General features: G+C 33.7%; 14 protein-coding genes. 9 read left to right on the forward strand and 5 right to left on the reverse strand.

All coding sequences use genetic code 11. The features are described 5' to 3' along the window. Nucleotides 1-137: 137 nt before the first annotated feature. Both ribH and JS605_RS08555 read right to left on the reverse strand, forming a co-directional pair. The gene (ribH, locus tag JS605_RS08550) at nt 138-629 is read right to left on the reverse strand and encodes a 6,7-dimethyl-8-ribityllumazine synthase (protein WP_203257278.1); all 492 of its coding nucleotides are present in this window, start codon (nt 627-629) and stop codon (nt 138-140) included. A 12-nt stretch (nt 630-641) separates the two neighbouring features. After that, nucleotides 642-1412, reverse strand: a complete 771-nt coding sequence (locus JS605_RS08555; protein ID WP_203257399.1) for a tetratricopeptide repeat protein — start codon at nt 1410-1412, stop codon at nt 642-644. Nucleotides 1413-1547: 135 nt separating this feature from the next. Here JS605_RS08555 and recF point away from each other — a divergent pair, with 135 nt between their 5' ends. The 4 genes from recF to JS605_RS08575 all read left to right on the forward strand — a co-directional run bounded on the left by recF (nt 1548) and on the right by JS605_RS08575 (nt 3669). Further along, complete coding sequence (gene recF / locus JS605_RS08560) at nt 1548-2627, forward strand: DNA replication/repair protein RecF (RefSeq protein ID WP_203257279.1); 1080 nt, start codon at nt 1548-1550, stop codon at nt 2625-2627. Nucleotides 2628-2716: 89 nt separating this feature from the next. After that, nucleotides 2717-3013: a DUF721 domain-containing protein gene (locus JS605_RS08565; RefSeq protein ID WP_203257280.1), complete on the forward strand. Its 297-nt coding sequence runs from the start codon at nt 2717-2719 to the stop codon at nt 3011-3013. Nucleotides 3014-3173: 160 nt separating this feature from the next. After that, nucleotides 3174-3365 carry a cold-shock protein gene (locus JS605_RS08570; RefSeq protein WP_130963393.1) on the forward strand — a complete coding sequence of 64 codons (192 nt, stop codon included), beginning with the start codon at nt 3174-3176 and terminating at the stop codon, nt 3363-3365. Between the two features lie 112 nt (nt 3366-3477). Then, a complete protein-coding gene (locus JS605_RS08575; RefSeq protein WP_203257281.1) occupies nt 3478-3669 on the forward strand; it encodes a cold-shock protein in 192 nt (63 codons plus the stop codon). Between the two features lie 78 nt (nt 3670-3747). Here the strand turns inward: JS605_RS08575 and JS605_RS08580 are convergent, their stop codons facing one another. Next, on the reverse strand, nt 3748-4167 hold the full coding sequence (locus tag JS605_RS08580; RefSeq protein WP_203257282.1) for a nucleoside-diphosphate kinase: 420 nt from the start codon (nt 4165-4167) through the stop codon (nt 3748-3750). A 75-nt stretch (nt 4168-4242) separates the two neighbouring features. Here JS605_RS08580 and JS605_RS08585 point away from each other — a divergent pair, with 75 nt between their 5' ends. The 5 genes from JS605_RS08585 to JS605_RS08605 all read left to right on the forward strand — a co-directional run bounded on the left by JS605_RS08585 (nt 4243) and on the right by JS605_RS08605 (nt 8411). Continuing rightward, nucleotides 4243-5262 (forward strand): DHH family phosphoesterase, encoded by a 1020-nt coding sequence (locus tag JS605_RS08585; RefSeq protein WP_203257283.1) that lies wholly within the window; start codon nt 4243-4245, stop codon nt 5260-5262. Further along, entirely contained in the window at nt 5255-5803 is a 549-nt protein-coding gene (gene gldI, locus JS605_RS08590; RefSeq protein ID WP_203257284.1) for a gliding motility-associated peptidyl-prolyl isomerase GldI, read from the forward strand. The genes JS605_RS08585 and gldI overlap by 8 nt, the downstream gene beginning before the upstream one ends. A 1-nt stretch (nt 5804) precedes the next feature. Further along, nucleotides 5805-6932, forward strand: coding sequence for a peptidylprolyl isomerase (locus tag JS605_RS08595; RefSeq protein WP_203257285.1), 1128 nt, complete (start codon nt 5805-5807; stop codon nt 6930-6932). A 64-nt stretch (nt 6933-6996) separates the two neighbouring features. Beyond that, nucleotides 6997-7917 carry a prolipoprotein diacylglyceryl transferase gene (lgt, locus tag JS605_RS08600; protein ID WP_203257286.1) on the forward strand — a complete coding sequence of 307 codons (921 nt, stop codon included), beginning with the start codon at nt 6997-6999 and terminating at the stop codon, nt 7915-7917. 2 nt (nt 7918-7919) lie between these two features. Further along, nucleotides 7920-8411, forward strand: a complete 492-nt coding sequence (locus JS605_RS08605; protein ID WP_203257287.1) for a DUF192 domain-containing protein — start codon at nt 7920-7922, stop codon at nt 8409-8411. Nucleotides 8412-8414: 3 nt separating this feature from the next. On the opposite strand, the gene JS605_RS08610 is transcribed toward JS605_RS08605, so the two are convergent. Both JS605_RS08610 and guaB read right to left on the reverse strand, forming a co-directional pair. Then, nucleotides 8415-10781: a TonB-dependent receptor domain-containing protein gene (locus JS605_RS08610; RefSeq protein ID WP_203257288.1), complete on the reverse strand. Its 2367-nt coding sequence runs from the start codon at nt 10779-10781 to the stop codon at nt 8415-8417. 240 nt (nt 10782-11021) lie between these two features. Further along, entirely contained in the window at nt 11022-12494 is a 1473-nt protein-coding gene (gene guaB, locus JS605_RS08615; RefSeq protein ID WP_203257289.1) for an IMP dehydrogenase, read from the reverse strand. Between the last annotated feature and the right edge of the window lie 64 nt (nt 12495-12558).

Below are 12558 nucleotides of genomic sequence, written 5' to 3' on the forward strand. Positions count from 1 at the left end.
CAGAAATGAAGTTCTGGACTGCTAAAAATTGTTAACAAACAGCATAGCCAAATTCCAAAAAAATAAAAACCAAATTCCAATAGATATCACATCCTTATTAGAGCACCTTTTGGAATTTCGGTTTTGGAATATGTTATTTATATTCTACTACTATTACGAAGTTCGGCCATTTTTATAGCAGCTATGGCAGCTTCTGTACCTTTATTACCATGCTTACCTCCAGAGCGTTCAATGGCTTGTTGCATTGTGTTATCGGTAAGTACACAAAAAATTACTGGAATATCGCTTATGATATTAAGGTCTTTTATGCCTTGGGTAACCCCCTCACAAACAAAATCGAAATGCTTAGTTTCTCCTTGAATCACACTTCCAATAGCAATCACAGCATTTACATTTTGCTCTTGCATTTTTTTGCAGCCATAAATCAGCTCAAAGCTTCCTGGCACATCCCAACGTATAATGTTTGTAGGCAATACACCATTATCAATCAGGGCATCATAAGCACCTTTGTAAAGCCCTTCTGTAATGGTATCATTCCACTCTGAAACAACAATCCCAAACCGAAATTCCTTCGCATCTGGGATTGTTGCTTTATCATAGTCTGATAAATTTTTATTTTCAGTAGCCATTATACTATGGAATTACTTACTCGCTATAACTTCTGCTTTTCCTATAAAAACATCAATAGAAGATGCTTCACTAGAATCTGGATACTCTTCTTTTATTCTTTTAAAATATCCTAAAGCTTTTTCAGCTTGCCCTAACTTTAGAGCTAAAGCGCCTGCTTTGTAGAGGTACATAGGTGTAGTGTAACCATTATCTCTAAGAGTAACGGCTTTTTCGTAATACCCTAAAGCATCTTCAGGCTGATCTAGTTGCACAAATGCATCGCCTATATTACCCTTAGCTAAAGGTGCTAGAACCTCATCATCACTTTCAAATTCACTTAAATATGCTATGGCATTTTTGTAGTCCTTTAACCTTAAATACGCAGTACCAGCATAGTAATTTGCTAAATTTGCAGCTTGGGTCCCGCTATATTCATCAATAATATCTAACATACCAAATTTACCCTCGCCTCCATTTAATGCCAAATTAAATAAAGAATCTTTTGCTACACCGTTTACAGCTTCATTAAAAAACTTTTGAGCTTGAAACATATCGTTCATAGCATTGAGTTGCTTAGGTTTTTTCACATATTCTTTGTATGCCAACGACCCTAAAACAGCTGCCGCTACTACCCCTACAATAATGAAAATATATTTTTGATTTTTGGCTACAAATGCTTCGGTTTTAGATGCAGTTTCATCTAACGTGTTAAAAACCTCTGCAGTAGTTGATCCTTCTTCTATATTTTGCTCCTTCTCTGCCTTAGTTTTAGGTTTAAATCCTCTTTTCTTGTAAGTTGCCATATCTTGAAAATTATCGTCGCGCAAAAATATAATTTTTCTTCATAACTAAAAGGCTAATTATTTGTTATTTTTCAATAATTTGCACTTCTTTTTGCTATATTTTCGAATTTAAACACATAATTAAGCAGCAACTGCATGATTTTAAAAACGCTTTCATTAGTAAACTATAAAAATTTTGAAAGTCACTCCTTCAATTTCAATGAAAAAATAAATTGCTTTGTTGGTAATAATGGCGTTGGAAAAACCAATATTTTGGATGCTATCTACCATTTATCTTTCGGTAAGAGTTATTTCAACCCTGTTGCGCTCCAAAACATAAAACATAATGAAGATTTTTTTGTTATTAATGGCGATTATGAGAAGGCAAAAAAACATGAAAAAATTAGTGTCAGTCTTAAACGTGGTCAAAAAAAAGTAATAAAGCGCAATGGAAAAGCGTATGAAAAATTTAGCGAACACATTGGGTTTTTGCCTCTAGTTATCATTTCTCCAGCTGATAGGGATTTAATTATTGAAGGTAGCAGCACCCGCCGAAAGTTTGTGGATAGTGTTATTTCCCAAAGTGATAAAAACTATTTGTTACAACTTATTAATTACAACAAAGTTTTAGCACAACGCAACGCTTTATTAAAATATTTTGCTTTGAACCATACATTTAATGCTGATACATTAAGTGTGTATAACGAACAGCTTTCAGAGTATGGAGCATTAATCTTTGAAAAAAGAGATGCGTTTTTAAAGGCCTTCATACCTATTTTTAAATCCAGATACAAATCAATTAGTAACGGTAAAGAGTCTGTAGATTTGGTATATGATAGCCACCTATCCAATGATAATTTAAACACTTTATTAACCAATAGTCTTGCCAAAGATAAAGCATTACAATACACTAGTGTTGGAATTCATAAAGATGACCTAGTGTTTCATATTGAAGGGCACCCCATAAAAAAATTTGGTAGCCAAGGGCAACAAAAATCGTTTTTAATTGCCCTGAAGTTGGCACAGTTTGATTTTATAAAAACGCAAAGCGGTGTAAACCCAATTTTATTATTAGACGATATTTTTGATAAATTAGATGAACAACGTGTTGCACAAATTATTACATTGGTAGATGATGAAAACTTTGGACAACTATTTATAAGTGATACCCATGCTGATAGGACGGAAGATGCTGTAAAACAAGTACACCAAAGTTATGAGATTTTTAAGTTATAAATAAACTAGTAGGTAGACTTTAGTACTTAGTAATGAGAACTAAATACCCTACACTCAATTATTAATTACTGAATACTGAATACTAAAATATGCCCAAACGTAACAACGAACATATCAGCATTAAAGATGCACTAAAAGAATTTGTAGAAACCAACAAACTGGAAAAAGGTTTAGATAAAGTTAATGCTGCCGAGGCATGGGCAAAATTAATGGGTAATGGTGTTAATAATTATACTACCTCGGTTAAACTGGAACGGGAAACACTTTATGTACAGCTTAGTTCTAGTGTGCTTCGAGAAGAGTTAAGCTATGGTAAGCAAAAAATAATTACTTTATTAAATGAAGAGTTAGGTAAAGAAATTGTAAAAAAGTTGATATTACGATAGAAAACCCAAACGTTAACAAAATAGTTTTTATGGTTTACCTTACTGTTTACCAAGACTTTTAAGTGTTATTTATTCTCTTAAACAAAATAAAAACGTAAATAATTGATTTACAAATATTTTAAACACTACCTTTGTGCTTTAATAATTTAATTTTTTTAACATGAGTACAGGAACAGTAAAATTCTTTAATGATTCAAAAGGTTACGGATTCATTACAGAAGAAGGTTCAAACAAAGAACATTTTGTTCACATTTCTGGATTAATTGACGAAGTTCGCGAAGGTGATAACGTTGAATTTGATCTTCAGGAAGGTAGAAAAGGTTTAAACGCAGTAAACGTAAAAGTTATTTAATATATATATACTTTAAGATTTACAATGAAAAGCCTATTGCTATGTAAAAATAGGCTTTTTTTTGTGGCACTAACTTTGATTACACAATTACATTAATTTAATATTTAACACAATGAGTACAGGAACAGTAAAATTCTTCAACGATTCAAAAGGATTCGGATTTATAACTGAAGAAGGTTCAAACAAAGAACATTTTGTTCACATTTCTGGATTAGTAGACGAAATTCGCGAAGGCGACAACGTTGAATTTGATCTTCAGGAAGGTAGAAAAGGTTTAAACGCAGTAAACGTAAAAGTAATCTAATATATATTATTTCACTTTTTTATTACAAAAAACCCAAGACGATTGTCTTGGGTTTTTCATTTTATAAACTTTTTTTAATTAGAACTGCTCTCTTCCTGAAAAGTGGAACGCTCCTTCAATAGCAGCATTGTCATCACTATCACTACCATGTACTGCATTTTCGCTAATAGAATCAGCATACAGTTTTCTAATCGTTCCCTCTGCCGCATCGGCAGGATTAGTAGCACCTATTAAGGTTCTAAAATCTGCAACTGCATTCTCTTTTTCCAAAATTGCCGCTACAATAGGGCCTCGTGTCATATATTCTACTAAATCAGGAAAAAATGGACGCTCTTTATGAATTGCATAAAATTCTTGCGCATCTGCTTTAGTCATTTGCGTTAATTTCATCGCTACAATTCTAAACCCTGAAGCTGTAATTTTTTCTAATATTGCACCAATATGCCCTTTTTCAACAGCATCTGGCTTAAGCATTGTAAATGTTCTATTTGTTGCCATTTCATGTATTATTTGGCGCAAAAGTAAGGTATTTTCAACAAAAAGCAAGTGTAAAAAATTGTATCTTCGTCCCTTATGGATACAAACGACATTACGGCGATTAAACAACTATTAAGTACGCCAAAACATATAGTGGTGGTACCTCACAAAAACCCTGATGGAGATGCCATTGGGTCTACCTTAGGTTTATCTCATTTTTTAAAAAAGTACCATCATAATATTCAGGTTATTACCCCTAATGATTATCCTGAATTTTTAAAATGGGTTCCAGGAGAAAACACCATACTAAAGTACGATTCTCAAACAGAAGCTTGTAATAAAGCTATTGAAAACGCTGATATTGTTTTTACTTTAGATTTTAATGCGTTTCATAGAACTGGTGCAATGGAACCTATACTTAAAAGCTCAACAGCAATTAAAATTTTAATTGACCACCATGAGGAACCAGATAACTATGCTAAATATAGCTATAGTGATGTGAGCATGAGTTCCACCTGTGAAATGATATATCATTTTATTGATATGTTAGGCAGCACAGATAAGGTTGATGCAGAAATTGCAACCTGTTTGTATTTAGGCATTATGACAGATACAGGTTCTTTTAGATTTCCTTCAACTACTAGTACAACACACAGAATTGTTGCTGAACTTATTGATAAAGGTGCAAAAAACGCAGACATCCATAATAATGTTTTCGATACCAACAGTTATAATCGCCTACAATTATTGGGGTGTGCACTTTCCAATTTAAAAGTTCTACCAGAATTAAGAACCGCATATATTACCTTATCTCAAGAAGAACTACGACGGTTTGATTACAAAAAAGGAGATACCGAAGGTGTTGTTAATTACGCACTTTCACTAGAGAACATTATCTTTGCAGCTATTTTTATTGAAGATAAGCAAGAAGGTATTATCAAGATCTCTTTACGCTCTAAAGGCAACTTTTCTGTAAATGAATTTTCAAGGGCGCACTTTAATGGTGGAGGGCACAATAATGCTGCGGGTGGACGTAGTGAAACATCATTAAGATCTACGGTTGAAAAATTTCTTAGTATATTGCCTCCATATAAAGATGCCCTAAATCATGAATAAATTTTCCGCATTACTACTAATAGTGCTTATTAGCTTTAGTTGTAAAACTCCCGAAGCTCGTAAACCAATCTCTGTAAAATCAGGCTCTTTTATTAACGAGTCCGTTGAAAGAAACAAAAAGCTTAATGCCAAAGAACAAGCGTTAATTAAAGATATAATGTCTGCAAATGATAGTAATGAGTACATTGCATCAGAAAATGGATTTTGGTATTACTATAACACAAAAACAAACGAAGAAACAGCTATAACTCCAGGTTTTGGGGATGTTGTGAATTACTCTTATCATCTTAAAAATTTAAATGGCGACTTGATTTATCCAACAGATTATTTTAAGAATCTGGACTATACCATGGATAAGCAAGAACTATTCACAGGACTTCGAGAAGGTTTAAAACTAATGAAGCCAGGAGAAACGGTTACGTTTCTTTTTCCATCCCAAAAAGCTTATGGATATTACGGGGATGAGAACAAAATTGGTACCAATGTACCTTTAATTGCTGAAGTTACCTTAAATTCCATTACCAAATCACAAGATAACTAATATGTTTAGATTAAACGTTATCTGTATTCCATTAGTAGTTGTCTTCATACTATGTTTGTCTGGCTGTAAGTCTCAATATCCAGAGTTAGATGATGGTATATATGCAGAATTCAATACCACAAAAGGTAAAATGGTTGCCAAACTATATTACCAAAAAGCACCAATTACTTCTGCTAATTTTATTGCTCTTGCCAATGGTACAAATACGCTTGTAACAGATTCACTCAAAGGAAAAAAGTTTTATGACGGACTCATTTTCCATAGAGTTAAAGACAAATTTATGATTCAAGGTGGAGACCCGTTAGGTACTGGAGCAGGAAACCCTGGTTATCGTTTTATGAATGAGTTTCACCCAGATTTAAAGCATGATAAACCAGGAATATTAGCCATGGCAAATGCTGGCCCAAACACAAACGGGAGTCAGTTTTACATTACCGAGATTCCTAGACCAGATTTGGATAACCGTTATAGCGTTTTCGGGGAGTTAGTTATGGGCTTGGATGTACAGGATTCCATATCTAATGTTGAAACTGACAATAGAGACAAACCTTTAGACAGTGTGGTTATAAATCAACTAAACATCATTAGAAAAGGAAAAGAGGCAAAACAGTTTGATGCTCCAGAAGTATTTAAAAATCATTTTGCCGAAAGAGAGGCTCAAGAAAAAGCTGAAAAAGCCCGAAAAGAAAAAATTTTAAAAGCTACCATTGAAAAGCATACCAAACAAAAGGAGGAAGCAACATCCCTTGAGTCTGGTTTAAAATATTATATTTCCAAAAAAGGAAATGGCGAACCTCTAAAAGTATTCTCTAAAGCCAAAACGCATTATGCTTTGTTTTTTGAAGATGGCACCTTACTCGACACCAGCGATTTAAGTCTTGCCGAAACATTGGAAGCCGTAAACGAAAGAAAAAAAGCAGCAAATAGATACCTCCCCATTACGGCAGATTTGAGCCCAGATGCGCCCATGATTGCCGGTTTTAAAGAAGGTTTACAGCAACTTAATGTTGGGGACAAAGCTACGTTATTTATACCTTACCACTTAGCGTATGGAGAAGCTGGCAACAGAGGTATACCTCCAAAAACCAATCTTATTTTTGAAGTTGAAATTTTAAGCTTGGCTAAATAGCTAAACAAAATTTTAACAGATATGTAGTGTTAAACCTTTATATTTACGCAGTAAAACATTTTTTATGCACGCCTTAAAATTTGACTGGAATCCTATAACAGGGATAGATATTGTTGGTAATTTCAAACTACATTTTTACAGCCTCATGTGGATTGTGGCTTTTCTTTTAGGTTGGTATATCATGAAACGCATTTATACCAAAGAAAAAGTAAATTTAGAATATCTAGACCCTATGTTTATCTATGTAGTATTATCTACTATGTTGGGGGCGCGTCTAGGACATGTTTTATTTTACCAATCTGAACTTATAAGTGAAGATTTCTTTAGTATTTTTCTACCTTTTAAATTTAAAGGAGGGTTTGAATTTACTGGTTTTCAGGGACTGGCTAGCCACGGTGCAACCATAGGTATCATTATTGGAATGTACCTTTACAGGAGAAAGTACACCTATAAATCCTTATTATGGATTTTAGACCGTTTGGTAATACCTGTAGCCTCCGGTGCAGTTTTTGTTAGAATTGGTAACTTTATTAATTCTGAAATTATTGGAAAGGTCTCAGGAGATTTTCCTTTAGGTGTTCGATTTATAAAAGACCATTACAAGGAATATGAAGTTATAAGAGCTACAAAAATTAAAGATGTACAAGAAGCATATAATGCAGTTGCCAATACCCCTGAATTATTAGAAGCTGTTCCTTACAGACACCCTGCACAATTGTATGAATCCTTTTGTTACATTTTTGTGTTTTTAATTTTATGGTATTTCTACTCTAAAACCTCCAAACGAGACCAAACTGGATTTCTTTTTGGTTTATTTCTAGTGCTACTCTGGACTGTTAGGTTCTTTGTTGAGTTTGTAAAGGAAGCTCAGGTTGATGAAAGAGCAACATGGGCATTAAACACTGGACAATGGCTAAGTATCCCATTTATACTATTAGGTTTTTATTTTATGTTTGTTTACACACCTAAAAAACGAGTGGTTTAAACATGAAATTAAAGCACATCATATCTTTTTTATTATTATCTATTTTCAGTTTTGGTGTTACTTCATGTAAAAAAGATGTAAAAAAGATAAAGCAAACAGAAGTTCAGTTTACAAAAGAAGGGACACTTTCAATTTTTAAAACCGAAACTGATTCGCTTAAAGTAGAATTAGATATTGAAATCGCCGATACTGACTTTGATGTCCAAACAGGATTAATGTATCGCAATAGTATGAAAAACACCCAAGGCATGTTATTTATTTTTGAAGACGAACGTGAGCGTTTCTTTTACATGAAAAATACCAGAATTCCTTTAGATATCATATACATCAACGCCAACAATGCAATTGTGAGTTTTCAAAAAAACGCCAAACCTTTTGATGAGTCGTCACTTCCTTCTGGAGCTCCAGCCAAATACGTCCTTGAAGTTAATGCTGGTTTAGTTGATGAGTGGGAACTTAAAGAAAAAGACTCTGTTGTATTTATTAAAGAATAAAACTTAACGTCTCTTTCCTCCTGAATATTCCATAGCTTCTCCTTTACCAAATCCGTAACTGAAGCCTATAGCTATAAATCTTCCTCGCCTGCTCCAATTGTAAGCATTTGAGTTACCTTGCGTTATAAAGTTTTCAAAAAATCTTGATTTAAATACATCTCTAATACTCAAATTAATAACGCCTTTATCTTTCAATATTTTTTTTCGAACACCTATATCTAAAAATGTATTTGCACTTCTTATACCTTGTACTGTTTTTACTTTTGATATGTGATTCCCTACTGCTTCTACATCTATTTTAGCTGGCAATTTAAACTTTGCCATAAGTTTTGAACTCCATTGATCTCCATTAAAGTCAAAAACAGCAGATTCAAAAGTTCCTTTTCTGTTGAATTGATTGTAATTAAAATCAACATTAAACGTTATCCATTTAATGGGACTATACTTTGTATTAAACTCAATACCAAACGTGCTATTTGTACCTACATTCTCTGGCATACGCGTATTAACATTATTCTCAAATACAGAAATTCGCTCTATTACATCAGTTGTGTAACGATGAAACATTCCTAAATTTAAAGATGTTTTACCAATATCAATAATACTAGTTAGCTCATAAGAATCTGTAAACTCTGGCATAAGCGCTGGATTACCTTGACGGATCGTAAAATTATTACGAATATTAAAAAAAGGATTTAACTCCCACATGCCTGGTCTATTTATTCTCGCCGAATACCCTGCTTGTAACGATACTAGATCTGATATTTTATATGATGTATGAATGCTTGGAAACAGATTGGTGTAATTTTGATTATTGCTCTCATTTGTGGTTACAAGAAGTGTAGTTAAATCGGTTTGTTCTAAACGTAATCCTGCTTTTATACCCCAAGCTTCGTATTCATATCCTCCTATAACATAAGCCCCTAAAACTTTTTGATCGAACTCAAAATTATTAGTAAAACCTAAATCTGTTTGAAATTCACCATTAACTAAATTTTGAACTTCAAAATCATTACCAATATCATTAATAACATATTGAGCACCGGTTTCCATAGTCCATATTTCTGAAAACGGTTTAGTATAATCTAATTTAAATGTATACGTATTATCAGAGTAATCCGTTCTTGTATTTTGTGTATTGTCTCTATCTGTTCCCGAAATAGTAGTATCTTGGAATAATGAAGTTAAATCCTTTGCAAAAGAATTCCCTGTAGCACTTAGTAGTAAATCATGATCTTCATGATCTTCAAAATCTCGCTTGTACACTAATTCATATTGCCACTTAGGATTTGTTGCTTCTGTAGTTTCAGTACGATTCCATTCAGAAGTTAAATTATCATTCGCATCTAGTGCCTTAAAATTAAGATCTGATGGTTGGTCTTCTATTTCATAAGCAAAATTTCCTGATAGTGTAATGACATTATTGGGATTGATATAATAATCTGTTCCTAAAGTAATATTATAGAATTTTTCAATTCTGGAATCTTTACCTTCACTTAAAATTGAAATACCACTTTCTAAATTTTCATTAATATTTTCAGAATCCCGAGGATAAACTCTTCTTCCTAATCCAACCTGTGTAAACAAATTAAATTTTTCTGAACGTTTATTTAAACTCAATCCAAAACTATTATTATCAGGTATACCAGCATTAACACTAAACGCACCATTTATGCCTTTTCGTTCATCTTTTTTGATGACGATGTTAATGATACCTGATGTGCCTTCTGCATCATATTTGGCTGAAGGGTTTGTGATCACCTCTATTCTATCAATCATATCTGCGGTAATACTTCCTAAAGCACCTCCATCATCGGTTAATATTGAAGGTTTTCCATTAATTAAAACCTGTACTCCAGAGCTTCCCCGCAAACTTATAACACCTTCAATATCAACATTTACAGACGGCACATTATTTAAAACTTCTAATGCACTTGCACCAGTACTACTTAAATCTTTTCCAATATTAAATACGCGTTTATCTAATTTAAATTGCGAGGAAGACACTTCAGCTTCAACCAATACTTCTGCTAATTGTTCGGTATCTTCTTTTAATGTAATAACCTCTAAATTGATTTTTCTCTTTGTTTTATCAAACTCAGTTATCGTTTTTGAAACAAAACCTATAAAACTTATCTGTATATAAATTTGCTTTACGTTTGTTTCTATTTTAAATGTACCATCTTCTTTGGTTATTACCCCTGTTATTGTTTCATTTGTTACCTCATCAAGTATAGCTACAGTAGCATAAGGGAGTGGTTGCTTGGTAGTTTCTTCAATAACTTTACCTCGAATTTCAATACTTTGTGCAGAGATAAGGCCTCCGAAGCAACACATCAAAATTGTATAAAATAACTGTTTCAAGCCCATTTTAGAAAATAAACTATAGTGACTCTGTAAGAGCGTTGTGATAATTTTGAGCGAAGTTATAAAGTATTAGTAGTTAAACCCTAACACCTTTTAAAAGTTTTAACAAAGATTTTTAGTAGAGTTCTTTAAAAGGTGTCATTTAAATAGCAACTACTTATAAGTAATTAAAGCCCCTTAAATACAAAAATGTGTACTTTTCAAGAAGAATACACATTTTCAAGTCCAAAAAAAACAAGTAATTTATCTAGAGTAATTTGGAGATTCTTTAGTAATGGTTACATCATGTGGATGACTCTCGTTAATACCACTAGCCGTAATTTTTACAAACTGTCCTGTTTCCTTTAGAGTTTCTATATCCTTAGCACCACAATATCCCATTCCTGCTCTTAGGCCTCCTATGAATTGATGTATACTCTCGTTAAGTTCTCCTTTGTATGGCACGCGCCCAACAATACCTTCTGGTACTAACTTTTTAATGTCATCTTCTACATCTTGGAAATAACGGTCTTTACTACCTTGTTTCATGGCCTCCACCGATCCCATACCACGGTAGGACTTAAATTTTCTTCCTTCGTAAATAATCGTTTCTCCTGGAGATTCTTTAGTTCCTGCTAAAAGCGACCCTAACATTACTGTATCTGCCCCTGCTGCAATAGCCTTTGGAATATCGCCTGTATAACGAATACCTCCATCTGCAATTACTGGTACTCCAGAACCTTTAATAGCGGCAGCTACTTCTAACACCGCTGAGAATTGAGGGAAACCAACACCTGCAACAACTCGTGTTGTACAAATAGACCCTGGCCCGATACCAACTTTTACGGCGTCGGCTCCAGCTTCAACTAAATATTTTGCTGCAGCTCCAGTAGCTATATTTCCAACTATTACGTCTAACTTAGGAAACTTAGATTTTACTTCTTTTAAAACACTTACCACACCTTTGGTATGCCCATGTGCCGTATCAATAACGACAGCATCAACTCCTGCGTTAACCAAAGCCTCTGCTCTATCAACCGCATCTCCCGTAACCCCTATAGCAGCAGCTACACGTAAACGTCCAAATTTATCTTTATTCGCATTTGGTTTTTGACTTAGCTTGGTAATATCCCTAAACGTAATTAATCCTGACAATTTATAATTATCATCAACAATTAATAGCTTTTCAATTTTATGTTCTTGAAGGATAGCTTCAGCATCTTTTAAAGAAGTACCAACTGGTGCGGTAACTAAGCTTTCACTTGTCATTACTTTAGCTATTGGCTTTTTATTTTCATGCTCAAAACGTAAATCGCGGTTTGTCACTATACCTTTTAGCGTTCCGTCTTCATCAACTATAGGAATACCTCCAATACTATGTTCTGCCATAGCACGTTTTGCATCCTTAACCTTGGCATCCATTGATAGGATAACAGGGTCGATAATCATACCACTTTCTGCACGTTTTACACGCCTAACCTTTTGGGCTTGTTGTTCTATGGTCATGTTTTTGTGTAGTACACCAATACCGCCCTCTTGTGCCATAGCTATTGCCATTTTACTTTCAGTAACAGTATCCATAGCGGCAGACACCACAGGAACATTAATTGTTATGTTACGTGTAAACTTTGTTTGGATATTTACTTCGCGAGGTAAAACTTCTGAAAAAGCTGGAACTAAAAGGACATCGTCGTAGGTTAAACCTTCTCCAAGAATCTTATTTTGATGTGCTATCATGATGCAATTACGATTATAATTGCGTGCAAATATACACAAATTATAGGAACTAAACGTTAAATTT

The sequence above is a fragment of the Hyunsoonleella ulvae genome (assembly GCF_016827605.1).
GTDB lineage: Bacteria > Bacteroidota > Bacteroidia > Flavobacteriales > Flavobacteriaceae > Jejuia > Jejuia ulvae.

Bases quoted from the DNA above. Each gene is read 5' to 3' on its own strand.
- JS605_RS08555 (WP_203257399.1), bottom strand. From the start codon at position 1,412: ATGGCAACTTACAAGAAAAGAGGATTTAAACCTAAAACTAAGGCAGAG.
- JS605_RS08585 (WP_203257283.1), top strand. From the start codon at position 4,243: ATGGATACAAACGACATTACGGCGATTAAACAACTATTAAGTACGCCA.
- JS605_RS08575 (WP_203257281.1), top strand. From the start codon at position 3,478: ATGAGTACAGGAACAGTAAAATTCTTCAACGATTCAAAAGGATTCGGA.
- ribH (WP_203257278.1), bottom strand. From the start codon at position 629: ATGGCTACTGAAAATAAAAATTTATCAGACTATGATAAAGCAACAATC.
- JS605_RS08565 (WP_203257280.1), top strand. From the start codon at position 2,717: ATGCCCAAACGTAACAACGAACATATCAGCATTAAAGATGCACTAAAA.
- JS605_RS08570 (WP_130963393.1), top strand. From the start codon at position 3,174: ATGAGTACAGGAACAGTAAAATTCTTTAATGATTCAAAAGGTTACGGA.
- JS605_RS08595 (WP_203257285.1), top strand. From the start codon at position 5,805: ATGTTTAGATTAAACGTTATCTGTATTCCATTAGTAGTTGTCTTCATA.
- gldI (WP_203257284.1), top strand. From the start codon at position 5,255: ATGAATAAATTTTCCGCATTACTACTAATAGTGCTTATTAGCTTTAGT.
- lgt (WP_203257286.1), top strand. From the start codon at position 6,997: ATGCACGCCTTAAAATTTGACTGGAATCCTATAACAGGGATAGATATT.
- guaB (WP_203257289.1), bottom strand. From the start codon at position 12,494: ATGATAGCACATCAAAATAAGATTCTTGGAGAAGGTTTAACCTACGAC.
- recF (WP_203257279.1), top strand. From the start codon at position 1,548: ATGATTTTAAAAACGCTTTCATTAGTAAACTATAAAAATTTTGAAAGT.
- JS605_RS08610 (WP_203257288.1), bottom strand. From the start codon at position 10,781: ATGGGCTTGAAACAGTTATTTTATACAATTTTGATGTGTTGCTTCGGA.
- JS605_RS08605 (WP_203257287.1), top strand. From the start codon at position 7,920: ATGAAATTAAAGCACATCATATCTTTTTTATTATTATCTATTTTCAGT.
- JS605_RS08580 (WP_203257282.1), bottom strand. From the start codon at position 4,167: ATGGCAACAAATAGAACATTTACAATGCTTAAGCCAGATGCTGTTGAA.